14 protein-coding genes are annotated in these 17221 nt (G+C 70.2%); 6 read left to right on the forward strand and 8 right to left on the reverse strand.

Going from position 1 to position 17221, the window contains the following annotated elements; genetic code table 11:
• Positions 1-175: 175 nt before the first annotated feature.
• Positions 176-868, reverse strand: coding sequence for a hypothetical protein (locus tag MZC64_RS44670; protein ID WP_247765788.1), 693 nt, complete (start codon positions 866-868; stop codon positions 176-178).
• Positions 869-1144: 276 nt separating this feature from the next.
• Between MZC64_RS44670 and MZC64_RS44675 the strand changes: the two genes are divergently transcribed.
• From MZC64_RS44675 to MZC64_RS44685, 3 genes are all read left to right on the forward strand, one after another.
• Complete coding sequence (locus MZC64_RS44675) at positions 1145-2149, forward strand: LacI family DNA-binding transcriptional regulator (RefSeq protein ID WP_247765789.1); 1005 nt, start codon at positions 1145-1147, stop codon at positions 2147-2149.
• Positions 2150-2478: 329 nt separating this feature from the next.
• Complete coding sequence (locus MZC64_RS44680) at positions 2479-3432, forward strand: hypothetical protein (RefSeq protein WP_247765790.1); 954 nt, start codon at positions 2479-2481, stop codon at positions 3430-3432.
• 13 nt (positions 3433-3445) lie between these two features.
• Positions 3446-4486: a non-reducing end alpha-L-arabinofuranosidase family hydrolase gene (locus MZC64_RS44685; protein ID WP_247765791.1), complete on the forward strand. Its 1041-nt coding sequence runs from the start codon at positions 3446-3448 to the stop codon at positions 4484-4486.
• Positions 4487-4567: 81 nt separating this feature from the next.
• Here MZC64_RS44685 and MZC64_RS44690 read toward each other — a convergent pair whose 3' ends face one another.
• The 6 genes from MZC64_RS44690 to MZC64_RS44715 all read right to left on the reverse strand — a co-directional run bounded on the left by MZC64_RS44690 (position 4568) and on the right by MZC64_RS44715 (position 13084).
• Positions 4568-4972 carry a nuclear transport factor 2 family protein gene (locus tag MZC64_RS44690; RefSeq protein ID WP_247765792.1) on the reverse strand — a complete coding sequence of 135 codons (405 nt, stop codon included), beginning with the start codon at positions 4970-4972 and terminating at the stop codon, positions 4568-4570.
• Between the two features lie 115 nt (positions 4973-5087).
• Entirely contained in the window at positions 5088-5456 is a 369-nt protein-coding gene (locus MZC64_RS44695) for a helix-turn-helix domain-containing protein (RefSeq protein ID WP_247765793.1), read from the reverse strand.
• A gap of 74 nt (positions 5457-5530) precedes the next feature.
• On the reverse strand, positions 5531-7417 hold the full coding sequence (locus MZC64_RS44700) for a rhamnogalacturonan lyase (protein ID WP_247765794.1): 1887 nt from the start codon (positions 7415-7417) through the stop codon (positions 5531-5533).
• 44 nt (positions 7418-7461) lie between these two features.
• On the reverse strand, positions 7462-7713 hold the full coding sequence (locus tag MZC64_RS44705; protein ID WP_247765795.1) for a hypothetical protein: 252 nt from the start codon (positions 7711-7713) through the stop codon (positions 7462-7464).
• 143 nt (positions 7714-7856) lie between these two features.
• Complete coding sequence (locus MZC64_RS44710; protein ID WP_247765796.1) at positions 7857-10937, reverse strand: glycoside hydrolase family 2 TIM barrel-domain containing protein; 3081 nt, start codon at positions 10935-10937, stop codon at positions 7857-7859.
• Between the two features lie 161 nt (positions 10938-11098).
• The gene (locus MZC64_RS44715; protein WP_247765797.1) at positions 11099-13084 is read right to left on the reverse strand and encodes an RICIN domain-containing protein; all 1986 of its coding nucleotides are present in this window, start codon (positions 13082-13084) and stop codon (positions 11099-11101) included.
• 233 nt (positions 13085-13317) lie between these two features.
• Here MZC64_RS44715 and MZC64_RS44720 point away from each other — a divergent pair, with 233 nt between their 5' ends.
• From MZC64_RS44720 to MZC64_RS44730, 3 genes are read left to right on the forward strand one after another with little or no spacing between them, the layout of a single operon-like run.
• Positions 13318-13701, forward strand: a complete 384-nt coding sequence (locus tag MZC64_RS44720; RefSeq protein ID WP_247765798.1) for a hypothetical protein — start codon at positions 13318-13320, stop codon at positions 13699-13701.
• A gap of 55 nt (positions 13702-13756) precedes the next feature.
• Positions 13757-14344 carry a carbonic anhydrase gene (locus MZC64_RS44725; protein ID WP_247765799.1) on the forward strand — a complete coding sequence of 196 codons (588 nt, stop codon included), beginning with the start codon at positions 13757-13759 and terminating at the stop codon, positions 14342-14344.
• Positions 14345-14352: 8 nt separating this feature from the next.
• Positions 14353-15846 (forward strand): SulP family inorganic anion transporter, encoded by a 1494-nt coding sequence (locus MZC64_RS44730; protein WP_247765800.1) that lies wholly within the window; start codon positions 14353-14355, stop codon positions 15844-15846.
• A 50-nt stretch (positions 15847-15896) separates the two neighbouring features.
• Here the strand turns inward: MZC64_RS44730 and MZC64_RS44735 are convergent, their stop codons facing one another.
• On the reverse strand, positions 15897-17210 hold the full coding sequence (locus MZC64_RS44735; RefSeq protein WP_247765801.1) for a jacalin-like lectin: 1314 nt from the start codon (positions 17208-17210) through the stop codon (positions 15897-15899).
• Positions 17211-17221: the final 11 nt, after the last annotated feature.

Raw genomic sequence — 17221 nt, forward strand, 5'->3', positions numbered from 1 at the left:
TCGGGGCGGATCGGGAAGGTCATCGTGCTTCCTGACCTCAGACGATGCAACGACCCCTAGAAACCACCTTGTCGTACGCGGTGTTGACCGAACTGGTACGCCATTCCGGCCAACACACCGACCACAACGGCCAACACCCGGTACGACAACGGCCAACACGCCGTTGGGTTGGGGGTCAGCCGCCCGAGACCGAGTAGCTGTTGGTGGTGAAGTTCTTGCCGCCGCTGGCGGAGGTGATCTCGTAGCCGAACTGGACGTCGCCGACGGTGACGTCGCCGTACCAGCCGCGGCCGCGGATCCAGTCCAGCACCGCCTTGATATCGACCGTGCCTGCCGAGGTGTTGGCGGTGCGCAGGAAGGAGAACACGGCGTTGCTGCCGTTGGAGCCGCGGTAGACGTCCCAGGTGTGGCCGCCAACGCTCGCCCTGACCTGGAACGAGCCGATGGGGCCGACCGGGCCGGTCTTGTTCATCCATAACATGATCTCGTAGGCGTTGTTGTCGGCCCAGATGTCATACGCGGTCGCGTAGGCGCCCGAGCCCGGCACATTCACGGTGAAACTGCTGCGCAGGGAACCGATCGAGCTGATCCTCTTGTTGATCGCCTTCCCCGCGTGCGGGTATGACTTCACCCCACCGGTGTTCGGGTGGTCCGCCCACACGCCCCAGTTGCTGTACGAATTCGCCCAGATCGACTGCGCGCCCGCACCACCGCCCCAGACGTTGTTGCGGACGAGGTAGCCACCGTTGGACCAGGTGCCCCACTTGTCAGAAGACGACCAGGACGCCGCGGACGCGGCAGGCGCGCCCAGGGAGACGGCCAGCAACGCGGCCACCGCCACCACGAGCGCACGAACTAGTTTGTTCATCAACTCGTCCTTTCCGCACAGCATTGAACGGAATGCGATCCGCCGCTGAATCGAAGCGGTTCACCGGACCTTAGAGATCGACTGCGCCGAAGGCAACGAAAAGTTCATTCGACGTGCGTTCGACAGTCGAACCGGTCGATTCGACGAAGGAAAAGGAGTCAGGCCCCAGTGTGTCCGAGGACCACCGCTGCGAGAGCCAGCGCCGAGTCCTCGGCTGACCCGCCGCGGTGGCACTACGATGCCTGGCAGGCAACCGGCGTGGCGCGAAGGGCGGGCATGATCACCATCAAAGAGGTCGCCCGCCACGCCGGGGTCTCCACCAGCACCGTCTCCTACGTGCTCAGCGGGAAGCGGGCCATCTCCGAGGCGACCAGGCGCCGCGTGCGGCGGAGCATCGCCACGCTCGGCTACCACCCCAACGCCGGGGCCCGCGCGCTCGCCTCGAACCGGTCTCAGATCCTCGGCCTGATCGTGCCGTTGCGTTCCGGGCTGAACATGCCGGTGATCATGCAGTTCGTCTCCTCGATCGCCTCGGCCGCACGCGCCCACGACTACGACGTGCTGCTGCTGACCAACGAGGCAGGCCCCGGTGAGGCGCACCGGGTCACCGCGCGGGCCATGGCGGACGCGATCATCGTGATGGACGTGGAGAGCGCGGATCCGCGGGTGCCCGAGCTGCGCGCGGTGGACGCGCCGGTGGTGCTGCTCGGCATGCCCGACGACCACGACGGGCTCAGCTGCGCCGACCTCGACTTCGCCGCCGCGGGCAGCCAGCTGGCCGCCCACCTCGGCGAGCGCGGCCACCGCTCGATCGCGCTGATCGGCTCGCCGCCCGCGGTGTACGAGCGCGGCACCAGCTACGCCGCACGCCTGCGGGCCGGGTTCGAGGGCGAGGCCGGCAGACGCGGCCGCACCGCCACAGTGCACCCCTGCTCCCCCGCCTACGACGCGGTGGTGCGGTGCCTGGACGAGGTGCTGGCTCCCGGCCGCGCGGTCACCGGCCTGGTGGTGCACAACGAGGCGGTGCTGGGTCCACTGCTGATGGAGCTGCGGCGGCGATCGCTGCGGGTGCCCGAGGACCTGTCGGTGATCACGCTGTGCCCGGACGAGGTCGCGGAGAACCAGTCCGTCCCGCTCACCTCGGTTGCCGTTCCGGTGGACGAGCTGGGCGCGATGGCGGTCGAGATGGTGATGTCCCGGCTCGGCCAGGAGCACCCGCCGGAGGTGCGGCTGCTCCAGCCCCGGCTCACCGATCGCGGCAGCACCACCGCCCTCAGCTGAGTTCGGTCAGCCCGCCGTCGAGCACCCGGCGACCGCTGGGCGCCGTTGTGGCGGCGGGTGGCCGCGGGCTGCCACGGTCGAACTCATCGCCCAGCACCGTCCGGCCGCCTGATCGTCCACAGTGGATTCACGTGATTCGATTCGATTCGAATCGAGTCGAATTCCCTTGCAGCCAAAGAAATTCCGCCACACATCCACTGCACGGACTACTGACACGGCACACCGCGCGACGTAACGTCCTTGGTGCTTCAGCCAGGATCGGCACGACACGAACAAACCCCGGTCGCGCTGCCGCGACGGCTCCGCGCACCTCCGTGGAAGGTTCCGCCATGTCCCGCACCCGCACCCGCCGTCGCGTTCCGGGACGACTGGCCGTGCTGACCGCGACTACCCTGCTGGGCCTGGGCTCCCTGCTACTCGGCCCGTCCACGGCGCACGCGGCCACCGCGGCCACCATCGACGGCGGCCGGACCCACCAGCCGATCGACGGTTTCGGCTTCTCCGAGGCATTCGGCCGGGCCGCGATCATGCACGGTTCGGCCGGGCTGCCTGCACAGCGGCAGCAGGAGGTGCTGGGCCTGCTGTTCTCCGGCAGCACGGGCGCGGGGATGTCCATCCTGCGGCTGCACATCGGGTCGACGCCCGGCGCCTCGATCCAGCCCGACAACCCCGGCGGGCCGAACGCGACCCCGCGGTATGTCTGGGATGGCAAGGACACCGAACAGGTGTGGCTGGCCAAGCAGGCCAAGGCCTACGGGGTGAACCGCTTCTACGCCAAAGCCTGGAGCGCTCCCGGCTACCTGAAGACCACCGGCGACGAGGCCAACGGCGGCACGCTGTGCGGCCTGTCCGGGGCCTCCTGCGCGGGCGGTGACTGGCGTCGCGCGTACGCCGGCTACCTGGTGCAGCACGCCAAGTTCTACGCCCAGGAGGGCATCAGGATCAACGATCTCGGGTTCACCAACGAACCCGACTACACCACCGGCGACGTCAACGGCTACGTGTACTGGTACGGCGCGTCCACCGGCGCCACCCGCGGCCTCATCCAGCTCGACGGCGACAACTACCGGGTGTCCAAACGGTTGTGGGCGCTGGCGAACTACAGCCGGTTCATCCGGCCCAACGCCACCAGGATCGGCGCCGGCACCGCCACCCCATACCTGACCAACAATGCCAACAGCACCAAGGCCCAGTCCGCGATCCGGGTCACCGGCGGCGCGTTCACCGCCACCGTGCCCGGCCGCTCACTGGTCACCTACCGGATCACCGGCCAGCACCCGTGATGGAGACATGACCATGCGCATCAGCTCCCTGCTCGCCTGCCTGAGCCTGGTGGCCGCCGCACTCTCCGGCGCCACCACGTACGCCGCCGCCCTGCCGACCAGCTTCCAGTGGCGCTCCAGCAACGCCCTCATCGGGCCGAAGTCCGATGCCACGCACAACATCCGCGCGGTCAAGGACCCGTCCGTGGTCCACCACAACGGCCGCTACCACGTCTTCGCCAGCACCGCCGGCAACAACGGCGCCTACAGCATGGTGTACCTGAACTTCACCGACTTCTCGCAGGCCGGTTCCGCGCGCCACCACTACCTGGACCAGACCGCGATCGGCCCCGGCTACAAGACCGCGCCGCACGTGTTCTACTTCGCCCCGCAGGGGCTGTGGTACCTGGTCTTCCAGACCGGGCAGAACGCCGCCTACTCCACCACCCGCGACATCGGCGACCCGGGGTCCTGGAGCGCGCCGAAGAACTTCTACGCCAACGGGATGCCGCAGATCGTCAAGGACAACATCGGCAACGGCCACTGGGTCGACTTCTGGGTGGTCTGCGACAACGCCAGGTGCCACCTGTTCTCCAGCGACGACAACGGGCAGCTCTACCGCTCGGAGACCAGCATGGCCACCTTCCCCAACGGCATGGGCAACACCGTGATCGCGATGCGGGACCCGGACAAGTTCAAGCTGTTCGAGGCCGCCAACGTGTACAAGATCTCCGGCCGCGGCGAGTACCTGCTGATCGTGGAGGCGATCGGCTCGGACGGCAGGCGCTACTTCCGGTCCTGGACCGGGCCTGCCATCACCGGCCCGTGGAAAGCGCTCGCCGACACCGAGGCCAACCCGTTCGCCCGCGCGGGCAACACCACCTTCACCGGCACGCCGTGGACCAAGGACATCAGCCACGGCGAGCTGATCCGCGACGGCATCGACCAGAACATGACCATCAGCGAGTGCCATCTGCGCTACCTCTACCAGGGCAAGGACCCGGCCGCGAACGACCCCTACAACCTGCTGCCCTGGCGGCTGGGCCTGCTCACCCAGACCAACTCCACCTGCTGATCACACCTGACCCCGGCTGGAAACCGGACCTGGGTCGCACCCAGCCGGGTGTTCGCGGCTGGGTGCGGGAGGGCCTGCGACTCAGCCCGCGCCCCAGAAGGCGTCCTCGCCCGCCGGGTCGGGAGAGAACAGCCACGCCTCGGCGATCCGGTCGCCTTCGATCCGCAGCAGGTCGAGCCCGTGCTGGGACATGGTCGCGCCCTCGCGCTGACCGGTGAAGTGCACGGGGGCCGCGACCACCGACCCGTTGACCATGGGGGCCGCGGTCAGCGCGAGCGCGAACGTCCCTTCGCTGACGGCCATCATGGCGCCGATCATCTCGCCGACCGCGGCACTGCCATGGTGGACGCCGGAGAACTGGTTACCGCCCGGCTGGTGCCAGACGATGTCGTCGGCGAACATGCCGGCGACGGTGGCGAAGTCCTTGGCGGACAACGCGTCGAAGTACTTGGTGGCAACAGCCAGCGGGCCAGTCGACTCGGCCATCGGAGATCTCCTTGGGGTGAGTTCCAGGTACTGGCCAATAGTGACTATTCGTAACTAGTTACCTCAACGTAACTACAACGGCTATGTGACCGGTGTCACCACAAGAAGTGTCCACTCAGGACTGGAGGTCGTATGCCTCGCGAGCACTGAGCACCTCGGCGGCGTACTGCTCGGCCCAGCGCCCCAGCGCGTGCAGCGGCTCGTGCAGCGTCTCGCCCAGCGCGGTCAGCTCGTACTCGACCCTCGGCGGGATCTCGGCGTAGGCGTGCCGGCTGACCAGCCCGTCGCGCTCCAGGTCGCGCAGGGTTTCGGTGAGCACCTTCCCGCTGATGCCCTCGACCGTGGCACGCAGGTCGCCGAAGCGCATCCGCCGGGTGCCCAGCGCGATCACCACCATGGCCGTCCACTTGTTGGCGATCCGGGCCAGCGAGGTCCGCGAAGGGCAGGTCTTGGTCAGCACGTCGAAGGCCGGGTGCTCTGGCATGGGTGGCGGCCATCCTTTGGTCACGACGAGGTAGCTGGTTACCAATCGAGACTATAGAGGGCCGCGGGCGGGCGTCACGGAGTGCTGAAGCTGGCGTGGGGTGGCTGGTTGTAGGCGGTGTTCTGCCAGGCGACGGCCAGGCGGTACTGCCGGTCCTGCATCAGGGACGGACGGCTGATCGTGGTCGGGGTGGTGGTGGCGTGGATCCGCAGCGCCCGGTTGTCGCTGGTGCGCCAGATGACCTCCTCCCGCCAGTCGCCGAGGATGTCGGCCTGCAGCACCGGGGTGGACTTGGTGCCGTTGTTGGACGACACCCCTGAGCCGGTCAGCAGGCGGGTGTCGCCGCCGGTGCCGTACTTGCTGATCTGGGTGCCGTCGAGCAGTTCGCGCTGGCCGTCGCCGTCCCACCAGATCACGAAGTTCTGCGAGCCCGGCTTGCGGGCGGCGACCTGGTTGCCGTTGGCGGCGCTGCGCAGCCCGCCCACCGCGGCCGACCAGATCTCCGCGCCGGGGCTGCCCGCCCACACGTCCGCGGCCACGCCTCGTCCGTTGTCGCAGTCGCACGCGGGGGCACGGTAGAGGACCTGGCCGGTGCGCGCGTCGTGCACGTCCATCGCGGGCTGGTTGCCCGACTCGTGCACGGTGAACACCTCCTGGCCAGGCCGGCCCGGCACCAGGTCGCTGACGTGCAGCGCGTCCCCGTGACCGAAGCCGGTGCGGTACATCAGCGTGCCGTTGTCGTCGATGGTGGCCGAACCGTAGATGATCTCGTCGCGGCCATCACCGTCCACATCGGACACCGAGAGGTTGTGGTTGCCCTGCCCGTAGGCGCCGCCGCCGCGGCCGGAGTCGTAGGTCCAGCGGCGGGTGAGCTGGCCGTTGCGGAAGTCCCAGGCGGAGACCACCGCGCGAGTGTAGTAGCCGCGCGCCATGATGATGCTCGGCCTTGCACCGTCCACAAAGGCCGTTCCGGCCAGGAACCGGTCGGCCCGGTTGCCGTAGTTGTCGCCCCAGTCGGCGAGGTTGCCGCGTGGTGGGACGTAGTTCTCGGTGTCCAGGATCGCGCCGTCTGCGCCGCGGAAGACGGTCAGGAACTCGGGTCCGGCCAGGACGTAGCCACTGGAGTTGCGGTGGTCGGCGCCGGCGTTGCCGATCACCTGACCGGTACCCGAACGCGAGCCGTCGGCGGTCTTCAGCACCACCTCAGCACGCCCGTCGCTGTCGTAGTCGAAGACCTGGAACTGGGTGTAGTGCGCGCCGGAACGGATGTTGCGCCCCAGGTCGATCCGCCACAGCCGGGTGCCGTCCAGCTTGTAGGCGTCCAGGATCGTGTTGCCGGTGTGGCCGGCGTGCGCGTTGTCCTTGGCGTTGGTGGGGTTCCACTTCAGCACGATCTCGTACTGCCCGTCGCCGTCGAGGTCGCCGGCACTGGCGTCGTTGGCCTCGTAGGTGTACGCGCCTGAGGAGGTCGAGCCGCCAGGCGGGATCTGCAGCGGCACGTCCCGCGTGCTGGCGGTGACCCCGAGTTCGCCTTCGGTGTGCGCGGCCATCCGTAGCGGCGGTGTGGCGGGGCCGGTGCGCGCCGACTCCACGCCGTCGAGCACCGGACGCACCTCGTAGACCGCCTCGGCAGGAGCCCGGGTGTCCTGGAAGTTGGTGCGAGAGACGGGTTTCGCGGTCACCTGCACGCCGTCGCGGTAGACGGTGAACGCCGTGCCCGGCGGGTCCTGCGCCACCTGGCGCCAGCTGAGGAAGTTGCCGGTGCCGGTGTGCACGCTGATCAGGCCGCGGTCGAGCCGCTCCGCCGGTGCCGCGGTGGGTGCGGCGGTGGGTGCGGCGGTGGGTGCGGCGGTGGGTGCGGCGGTGGGTGCGGCGGCCGTGGCCGGGTACGCCGCGGCGGTGGCCACCAGGGCCGAGGATGTCGTGATGAGCAGTGCACGCACCACCGTTGACTTGTGCATGGCAGGGTCCATTCGTCGAAGTGGCCACCGCGTCCGCCGCACGCTCATGCTCTCGTCCGTCCGATGTAGACGTTGCGGGCGCGGTACACCGTGTCCCCGCCTGGTCCCGGACTGCCCGAGGAGCCGTTGTGATCCGAACCCCAGGGATAGCGGTAGTTCCACTCCGACTCCAGCGCGCCGTAGCCGCCGAAGGAGCTGGAGGTGACCACGTCCTCCCAGGTCGCCGCCCGGCCGAACCCTGGACTGGCCAGGCTCGCCGTGACCAGCAGGGCCAGTGTGGCTGCTGTGCTGCGCATGGTGGTGCCACCCTTCGCTTCGGCGGCGGAGCTGAGGACAGCGTGCCGGATCGCGAGCCGGATTGTCCAGGGAACGCTGTTGTGCCCCAACGGTTTCGTCGAATCGACAGCGAATTCGACGACGGATTCGACACTTCGGCGGGTCAGCGCCCGACGGTGAGTTCCGCGATCCGCAGGAAGCCCTGCGCGGTACCCGGCGCGCGACTGGTCAGATCCAGCCGGATGCGACCGGTGCGCACCGGGCTGAAGGTGATCCTGGTCGGCCGGCCGGACCCGGTCGCCCAGGTGATCTTCGCATCGCGCACCGGGACGAACGCACGTCCGTCCCAATAGGACACTCCGATGCTCGCGGGCAGCGCGTGCGCGGCGTCGGTGCTGAACGAGGCCGCCGCCGAGCCGACCGGCCCGGAGTCCAGCCCGGACACCGACACCCAGGCCGCCGGATGTGCCCGGCTCACCTCGGGCAGCAGGGCGGTGGCGCGCTTGCGGTAATGGTTCGACCAGGCGGTGGCCGGGTCACCGTCGAGCATCGCGGCCGGCACCGTGTCCACCGCGCCCGAGTAGCTCGCGTCCGCCGCCGCAACCGGAGCCTCCGGCGGCGCGGCCGGGAGTTCGGGTTCGGCGACTCCTGGGCGGCTGCCGGTGGCCGGGACGATCGTGATCCCGGCCCGCAGGCCCGGCGCGGTCGCGGTGATGGCCACGGCCGGTGTGCCGCGGGCGGACCGGATTATGGCCAGTGCCTTGCCGTTGAACGCGGTCCGTGAGTTCGCCTGGTAGTTCTCGGCGCTCTCCTGACGTCCGTTGTCCAGCCCGGCCAGGCTGCCGCCGTTGACCCGGAAGGACATCAGGTTGTCCGCCCCTGGCACGACCACCCCGGCCTTGTCGACGACCTCGGCGGTGACGAAGGTGTGTGCTTTGCCGTCGGCCTTGGTGGTCGTGCGGTCCGGGGTCAGTGTGATCGCGTGCGGTGTGCCCGCGGTGCGAAGCTCGTCCCTGGCGACCTCGGTGCCGCCGCGTTTGGCCACCGCGAGCAGTCGTCCGGGCTGGAAGGGCACCGACCAGGTGAGGTGCAGCTTGCCCGCGCTGCCGTTGGGGCTGGTGTAGCTGCCGGGGAACCGACCGGAGGTGACGGTCTTGTCGTCTCCGGTGGCCTCGGTGGTCTCCAGGTAGCGGGTGCCGCCGGTGCTGGTCTTGGTGTCGAACCTGCGTTCCCCCAACGATTTTCCGTTGAGGAACAGTTCCACGGTGTCGGCGTTGCTGTAGGCCCACACCGACACCGGGCCGCCCGGTTTGTGGTCGGTCCAGTTCATCGGCAGCAGGTGCACCATCGGTTCGGTGGTCCACTGGCTGCGGAACAGGTGGTAGAAGTCCTTGGCGAACCCGGCGGTGTCCACCGCGCCGAAGAACGAGGACTTCACCGGGAACACGTCATACGGCGTGGGCTCGCCGAGGTAGTCGATGCCGGTCCACAGGAACTGTCCGGCGAACCAGCTGCGGTCCCGGTCCTTCTTCAGCCCGTACTCACCGCTGTAGGTCCACGTCTCCAGGTTGTTGTCATAAGAGGAGGTGTTGCGTTTGCCGGGGGTGAAGTTCTCGCCGGTGTTGAGCTGGTCGGGGTCCTGGTAGTGGCCACGGGTGGAAGTGGAGGAAGAGGACTCGCTCTCGAAGAAGAACTTGGTCGGATAGCGGGCGTGCAGCGCGTCGACCGAGGCCGCCGTGTTGTAGTTCAGGCCCATCCCGTCGAGCAGCTTCAGGATCTCCTCCTGCGGCGACCCGGCCGCGGGCAGCCCGCGGTACTTGTCCGAGCCCATCACGATCGGTCGGGTGGCATCCACCGCCCGCACGTCCGCGATGAGCCGCTTGGCGATCGGCACCCCGATGGCGGCGGTGGAGTCCGGGATCTCGTTGCCGATGGACCACATCACCACCGACGGGGAGTTCTTGGCCGCGTGCACCATCTCCCGGATGTCGGCGCTGCTGTGCGCGTCGAAGAACCGGCCGTAGTCGAACTGGGTCTTCGGGGTGCGCCAGGTGTCGAATGCCTCGATCTGCAACAGCAGACCCAGTTCCTCGCAGGCCTGGGTGAACTCCGGCGCCGGCGGGTTGTGCGAGGTGCGCACGGCGTTCACGCCCATGCTCTTCATGATCTGCAACTGCCGGACGATCGCGTCCTTGCCGGTCGCGGAGCCCAGAGCGCCCAGGTCGTGGTGCAGGTTGACGCCCTTGAGCTTGGTCTCCTTGCCGTTGAGCGAGAAGCCGTGGTCCGAGTGGAAGGCGAAGTACCGGACACCCGTGCGAGTACTTACCCGGTCGACCACCTTGCCCGCCACCGAGATCTCGGTGTCCACTGTGTACAGATGAGGCCGCTCCGCCGACCACAGCGCCGGTTGCTCGATCCGCACCTCGGTGCTCGCGGTGCGCGGCTCCGGGCCGAGATCGGCACGTGCGCTCCCCCGGCCTGCCACCTTGCCGTTCGCGTCCTTGACCGTGGCGGTGATCTCGGCCTGGGCCGGCGCGTTCTCACTCACGGCGGTGGTCGCCACGCGCATCGTGGCGAAACCGGAGCCGATGGTGTTCGCCAGGTCGGGGGTGGTCACGGTCACGCCGTGGCGAGTGACGTGGACGGGGTCGGTGACGACCAGCCGGACGTCGCGGTAGATGCCGCTGCCGGAGTACCAGCGGCTGCTCGGGATCTGGTTGCGGGCCCGGACGCTGAGCACGTCCGGGGTGCCGTTGGTGTGGGCATGCGGGGTGAGGTCGAGGGCGAAACCGGTGTAGCCGTAGGGGTGACGGCCGATCAGCTTGCCGTTGAGGTAGACCTCGGCGTCCATGTAGACGCCGTCGAACTCGATCGCCACCTTCTTGCCGGCCACTGTCGGTGGCAGGGTGAAGGTCTTGCGGTACCAGCCCAGGCCGCCGGGCAGGAACGCGGTGCCCGCGGTGGTGTGCGCGCCCCGCACCGGGTTGAGTCCGATGCTCCAGTCGTGCGGCAGTCGCACATCAGTCCACAGTGGACTAAGCGGGTCCGGCTGGGGAGCCTGCTCGCCGGTGGTGTTGACCAGGGCGAAGCGCCAGCCCTCGGTGAAGTCCACCGCCCGGCCGGCGGGCCGGACCTGTTCGCCCGGCTCGGCTTGCGCCGCCGTGGGCGCGCCACACACTCCCGCGGCGACCACACAACCGAGGAAGCAGGCCCACCATCGTTTGGTCCGTCGCCGCAACGACATCGCACCGTCCCGTAAGTCGAAGGAGAATCCGTGTTATCGGAGCGGAGCCGAGGACCTGGCGCGACCGCGCACCCGGCCTCATCGGCGGTGGTGGCGACGGTGAACCGACTGGGGCAACTCGGTGTTCCGGTGTCAGGCTGGGTACCGGAACACCGAGTGGGTCAGCTGACCCGGGTCGCCGCCCAGCGCTGGTTGTCCCTGGAGGTCGGCTGGTACAGGCCGATTCGCGCGCCGTCGGCCTGGGACTCGCCGGTCACGTCGAGCACCGCGCCGGTGCCCGCGTTGACGAAGGTCCAGCTGCCGTCGCCGGTGGAGGAGGGGATCCACCGGGCCTCCGGACTGTCGGCCGCGCCGGGGCGCAGCACCACCGCGCTCCCGGCCGCGGCCAGTCGCTGCCCGGTGGCGGCGTTGACCACCGCGAACTGGGCCCGGTTGCCGTAACCGCCGGACTTGCGCTCCAGCCGCCACACCTGGTCCGCGGCGGCCGGGTCGGTGGTGCGCTGCACCAGATCGGAGCCGGCGGGCGCGAGCGACTTGCCGCTCTGCGCGCCGGTCAGCCGGTGCGCGCCGCCCAGCGCGGCCTCGCCGCGCACCCCGCTCACCCCGCGCACCTGGAAGGTGGTGACCGAGCGGGCGGGCACGGTCAGCGTGGCCTTGCCGTCCCGCACCCGCACCGCGGCGCCCTCGGCCAGCGCGCCACGCGCGTCGGTGACCACCGGCCGTACGCTGGCGTATGGCGACACCGAGGCGAACCGGGACAGGTCGAGGTGCACCGTCCGCGGCTGGTCGGTCTTGTTCAGGTGCACCACGGAGGTCAGCTCCGCGCCGGGTCCGCGCACCGCGGCCACGTCGGTGGTGGTGTCCACCGCGACCAGCCGGTCGCCGGGCCTGATGTGGTGGGTGAAGTTGCGCAGGGTGTGGAACTTGGTGTTCACCCTGGGCGCGCAGGTGGCGAGGGTGTCCTTGGGCCCGCAGTTGAACGGGATCTGGACCACGCCCCAGTTCATCCCCGCGGGCGACTCACCGCCGGGCTTCATGTTGTCGTAGTCCTCGATTGCCTGCCACAGCTGCCAGCTGCGCGGTTCCAGCTCGCGCAGGTCGTCGATCACCCGCTCGGCGATGCCCAGGCCGGGGTCCATGCTGGTGAAGCTCTGCCCCGATCCCCAGGAGCCGTCCACCTCGCTCATCCACAGCGGCTTGTCCGCGCCCTTGGCGATGTCCCGTGCCGAGGTGCGGCGGCCGGTGCCGTAGGTGTGCACGTTCAGCTGTCCGACCTTGGCGCGCACCTCGGCCGGGTAGCCGGCCCAGTTCTCGGCGAAGATGCCGGGATTGGTCTCATCCGGCGCCGAGACGGCCGCCCGCAGCGACTTCGCCCGCAGCGCCGCGGCCACCGGCGGGATGACCTTGGCCTGCAAGCCGGGGCTCAGGTGCGCGCCCTCCTGGCGACCGCCGGTCGGGTCACCGCCGGGGCCCAGGGTGGTGCGCCAGTACGGGGTGTTGGGCTCGTTGAACGGATCGAGGGTGTCGAACCGGATGCCGTGCGCGCGTTCCAGCTCGACCATCGCCTGGGTCAGGTAGGCGGCGAAGTCCTCGACCCGGTCCGCGCGCAGCTGGTCGGCCGAGGGGTCGAAGCCGCCGGAAACGTAGCCGCTGACCGTCTGGAACCAGGGCGGGGAGTTGCTGAATGCCTCCCAGTGGGTGACCTTCGACTTGATCCGGTCCACCCACCAGCGCTGCCGGGGGTCGGCCGAGGCGTCGAACAGGCGCGGGTCGCCCGGCCGCCACCAGTCGGTGTCCTCGCGCGTGGTGCCGGCCGGCGCCCGCCACCAGCCGGGCACGGCCGCGCCGGGGCGGAGGTAGGGCGGCACGTCGGGGGCGTTGCCGCCACCGATGTTGTAGCGCGCCATGTTCAGCCGCAGCCCCTGCTCGCCGAAGAGCAGCTCGGCCAGCCGGTCGCGGATCTCCGCCGGGTAGCCGCCGGTGGCGTTGGCGAACCAGATCAGGCTGGTGCCCCAGCCCTGGAACGGCTGCTGCTGGTAGGTCGGATCGGGCCGGACGGTGGTCGAGGGCGCCGCCGCGGCGGCCGGTGTCACCACGGCCGCGAAGGCCAGTGCCGACACAGCAAGGACGCGGATCAGTCTGGTCATCAGGTCCCGTCGGCAGGTGATGTTCACGTTAACATCTAGCCCTCCACCGACCACCCCCGTCAAGAGGGGTTGGTAGCACACCCGGTATGCTGGGACGATTGACGCACCATTCGACGAGCGTCGACGCGCGTCGCAGAATGCGGAAATTCTTCGGAAATTCACGGTGCTGAACTCGATTTTTGCGAGTCGCCACCGGACGGTATGTTCAAGGATGAGTCCGAGAGGGGAGGACAGTGCGCGCGGTCTTGCTCGCGATTGTGCTGAGCCTGCTGGGTGTGCTCACCCCGGCATGTGAGCCCCCTGTCGAGAACGCCGCCGTGCTGCCATTGTCCGGACCGCACAGCCCCGAGCCGTCAAAGGACAGCCACAAACCTGCCAAGGAAGGCCACAAGCCGGCCAAGGAAAGCCCGAAAGAGGAATTCCCGCGCAAGGCCGCCAGGGAGGCGCCCGCCCACCTGGTCGCCCGCCGACCCCGGTTGGCCACTGAACTCCTTGCCACACAACGCCTCGCGCACGGCCCTCGGGCGGACGCGCACCGTCCGCCGCACCGGCTGCGACCGGCCGAGCACCTGCACGAACTGACCGCACCTCCGGCATTACAGGTGTTCCGGAACTGATCAGCGCGGATGTCGCTGAACAGCCGAACACACACAATGCACAGTGAGGGATCCCATGGATATCCGTCGCCTGATCGAACGCGCCCGCGAACACCCCTTCCGGCGTCCGAAGAACGCGGGCCGCAGCCTCGCGGCCGGTCAGCAGCCCACCGCCTTGTTCATCACCTGCGCGGACTCGCGCATCGTCCCCTCGGCCATCACCGGAGCTGAAGCGGGCAGCCTGTTCGAGTTGCGCACCGCGGGCAACGTCATTCCCGAATACCGCCCGGAAGCCCCCTCCAGCGAGATGGCCACCATCGAGTTCGCGGTGGTCGGGCTCCGGGTGCCCGAGGTGATCGTGTGCGGGCACTCGCACTGCGGCGCGGTCAGCGCACTGCACGGCGCCGCCATCGACCACCTGCCCACCATGCGCGGCTGGCTCGCCCGGCACCACCTCCTGCCCACCGCGGCCACCGCGGCGGACCCGGCGCTGCGCGCGGAGGGACAGCGGCACCTGCTCGCGCAGCTGCGCACGCTGGCGGCCTACCCGTTCGTCCGCGAGCGGGTCCAGGCCGGTGAGCTGCGGGTGCACGGCTGGTTCTACGACATCGAGACCGGCGCCGTGCTGACCCCGGCCGCGGCCTCGACCTTCCAGCCGCTGTGAGGCCGGCCGTGACCAGGACGATCGAACCCACGCGACAACACACTCCCCTGCTACGCCGCCCCGGCTGGCGGCAGACCTTCGGCCAGGACCTCGGCGCCTCGCTGGTGGTGTTCCTGGTGGCGCTGCCGCTGTGCGTGGGCGTCGCGGTCGCCTCCGGGGTGCCCGCCGAACTCGGCATCGTCACCGGCATCGTCGGCGGCCTGGTTGTCGGCCTGCTGCCGGGCAGCACCATGCAGGTCAGCGGCCCGGCAGCGGGACTCACCGTGCTGGTGGCCGACGCGGTGGCCACCCACGGCATCGGCGCGCTCGGCCTGATCGTGCTCGGCGCCGGACTGCTGCAGGTGCTGCTCGGCGCGCTGCGCTGCGGCACCTGGTTCCGCGCCATTTCCCCCGCCGTCGTGCAGGGCATGCTGGCCGGCATCGGACTGGTGCTCATCCTCGGCCAGCTCTACCCGTTAGCCGGCGCCACCCAGCCGGTCAGCACCTGGGCCAAGACAACAGGCCTGCCGGGGCTGGTGGAGTCGGCGCTGACCACCTCGGCCGGGCTGAGCGCGCTGGCGGTAGGCGTGCTCACCGTCGTGGTGATGACGCTGTGGCAACGCGCCCCGCGGCGGCTGCGCACCGTGCCGGGGGTGCTGGTCGGCGTGGTCACCGCCGCGGCCGTCGCGCTGGCCGCCGGGCTGGACGTGCGGCGCATCCAGGTGGGCAACCTGCTTGAGCAGGTCCAGCTGCCGAACTTCTCGCTGCTGGACGCCGGGTTGCTGGGCTCGGCGCTGGTGTTCGCGCTGGTGTCCTCGGCGGAGAGCCTGTTCAGCGCCGCCGCCGTGGACCGCATGCACAGCGGCCCGCGCACCCGGTACAACCAGGAGCTGGTCGCGCAGGGTGTCGGCAACACGGTGTGCGGCCTGCTGGGCGCGCTGCCGATGACCGCGGTGATCGTGCGCAGCGCGGCCAACGTCAACGCCGGGGCCCGCACCAAGGCCTCCCGGGTGCTGCACGGGGTGTGGCTGCTGCTGTTCGCGGCGCTGCTGCCGGGTCTGCTGACCTACCTCCCGGCCGCGGTGCTGGCCGCGCTGCTGGTGCACGCGGGCTGGAAGCTGCTGGGCCTGCGCGCGGTGGCCGCCATGCTGCGCACCGACCGGGCCGAGGGCGCCATCCTGGTGCTCACCGCCGGGCTGATCGTGAGCACCGACCTGCTCACCGGCACCCTGGCCGGTCTGCTGGCCGCGGTGCTGAAAACCGCGTGGGACGTCTCGCACCTGTCGGCCACGGTCACCCCGCAGGGTCCCGAGGACGAGGTGGTCGTGTTGCGCGGCAACGCCACCTTCCTGCGGCTGCCCCGGCTGCTCGCGGTGCTGGAGGGCCTGCCGCTGACCAAGCACGTGCGGTTGGACCTCACCGGCCTGCGCCACCTCGACCAGGCCTGCGGCCAGGCCATCGACCACTGGGTGACCCGGCACCGCGAGGCCGGGCTGGACGTGCACGTGGTCAAGGCGGAGTGAAGCGCCGCGCCTGGGCCCGGTCATCGTGACCGGGCCCAGGCGACCCCCGGTCACCCTGGCAGGTAGATCACGCCCAGCTGGTCGATCTCCGCGCCGGCCCGGCCGGTGAACCCGGCGATGCGCCAGCCCGGCGGTGCGGTGAAGGTGACCGCGTCGCCGGTCGGCCGCCCCGCGCCGACCAGCCGCCCCCGGTCGGTGGCCAGCTGCGCGGAGAAGACCCTGGTGCGGCCGGAATGCCGGCCCTTGGTCAGGGTCAGCCGGACCAGGCGTTCACCGGGGTCCAGGGTCAGCGTGCCCGCGCTGCCGCCGGAACCGCCGTGCCGCAGGGTGCTGCCGTCCGCGCGGGTCAGCTCCACCGCGTCCAGGCGTTCGGCGCCGCGCAGCAGCACCGAGCGTTCGGCCTGCGGGCCGCTGACCCGGTCCAGGTCGGTGAACGGCGTGCCGTGCGGGCCGCCGAAGTGGTCGCTGAGCCGGATGCCCTCGGCCAGGGTGAACTCGAACCTGGTCAGGTGCGGGTAGTGGTCGGAGAGCGGTTTTCCCTTGGCGTCCAAGAACTTGGCGTGCTCGTTGTGGTAGGAGCGCGCGGTGAGCCGGAGCAGCCGGTTGCCCCGGTAGAAGACCTTGTCCACCACCTCGCACTCCTCGGTGACCGCGGCCGGGTCGCACACCAGCGCCGGTGCGCCGGCCGCGGGCGGCTGCCCGCCGCGGACCAGCTCGACCCAGGGATCGGTCAGGCCGGCGCCCGCGATCAGCTCGCGGATGTTGTCGCCGGTGCGGGTGTAGCGGGTGTTGGTGTCGCCGGTGACCAGCACCGCGTTGCCCGCCGAGTGGGTGGCGATGAACCGGGTCAGCTGGGTCAGGTTCGCCCGGCGGGCGGCCAGGTCGGCCTCGGTGCTGCCCGCGTTGGCGTGCAGGTTGTAGTGATCCAGGTGCACGCCCTCGGCCACCCGCAGCCGGGAGACGGTGAAACCCTTGGGGGTCAAGCAGTCCGTGCCGTTGCACGCGGCCCAGCTGACCCTGGTGAAGTCCTGGACCGGGAACGCGGACAGGGTGTTGAGCCCGTCCCCGAGCCCGGCCCCGCCGCTGGTGGCGGTGCGGTGCGGATGGTTGTCCCCGGCGTAGAGGGCGGCGTGGTAGTCGAAGTCCTCCTGCGCGGCCACCAGGTCATAAGGCGCCAGCCGGGGGCTGATCAGCGGGGTGTTGACCGCCGGGTTGCCCGAGGAGATGCCCTCGGGCAGTCCGGCGATGTTGTAGGTGAGCACCGAGAAACCGCCGCCGGCGGCCGGGGCGGCCACGGCGGGGGTGGTGGGCAGGGTGAGCGAGAGGGCCAGTGCCAGCCCTGCCGCGGTGCGCCTCGTTCGCATGGCCGGACCCC

This window comes from Crossiella sp. S99.2, assembly GCF_023094165.1.
Lineage (GTDB): Bacteria > Actinomycetota > Actinomycetes > Mycobacteriales > Pseudonocardiaceae > Crossiella.

What these genes read in the sequence shown, in the direction of transcription:
- MZC64_RS44670 (WP_247765788.1), bottom strand. Translation starts at nt 868, where the DNA reads ATGAACAAACTAGTTCGTGCGCTCGTGGTGGCGGTGGCCGCGTTGCTG.
- MZC64_RS44675 (WP_247765789.1), top strand. Translation starts at nt 1,145, where the DNA reads ATGATCACCATCAAAGAGGTCGCCCGCCACGCCGGGGTCTCCACCAGC.
- MZC64_RS44680 (WP_247765790.1), top strand. Translation starts at nt 2,479, where the DNA reads ATGTCCCGCACCCGCACCCGCCGTCGCGTTCCGGGACGACTGGCCGTG.
- MZC64_RS44685 (WP_247765791.1), top strand. Translation starts at nt 3,446, where the DNA reads ATGCGCATCAGCTCCCTGCTCGCCTGCCTGAGCCTGGTGGCCGCCGCA.
- MZC64_RS44690 (WP_247765792.1), bottom strand. Translation starts at nt 4,972, where the DNA reads ATGGCCGAGTCGACTGGCCCGCTGGCTGTTGCCACCAAGTACTTCGAC.
- MZC64_RS44695 (WP_247765793.1), bottom strand. Translation starts at nt 5,456, where the DNA reads ATGCCAGAGCACCCGGCCTTCGACGTGCTGACCAAGACCTGCCCTTCG.
- MZC64_RS44700 (WP_247765794.1), bottom strand. Translation starts at nt 7,417, where the DNA reads ATGCACAAGTCAACGGTGGTGCGTGCACTGCTCATCACGACATCCTCG.
- MZC64_RS44705 (WP_247765795.1), bottom strand. Translation starts at nt 7,713, where the DNA reads ATGCGCAGCACAGCAGCCACACTGGCCCTGCTGGTCACGGCGAGCCTG.
- MZC64_RS44710 (WP_247765796.1), bottom strand. Translation starts at nt 10,937, where the DNA reads ATGTCGTTGCGGCGACGGACCAAACGATGGTGGGCCTGCTTCCTCGGT.
- MZC64_RS44715 (WP_247765797.1), bottom strand. Translation starts at nt 13,084, where the DNA reads ATGACCAGACTGATCCGCGTCCTTGCTGTGTCGGCACTGGCCTTCGCG.
- MZC64_RS44725 (WP_247765799.1), top strand. Translation starts at nt 13,757, where the DNA reads ATGGATATCCGTCGCCTGATCGAACGCGCCCGCGAACACCCCTTCCGG.
- MZC64_RS44735 (WP_247765801.1), bottom strand. Translation starts at nt 17,210, where the DNA reads ATGCGAACGAGGCGCACCGCGGCAGGGCTGGCACTGGCCCTCTCGCTC.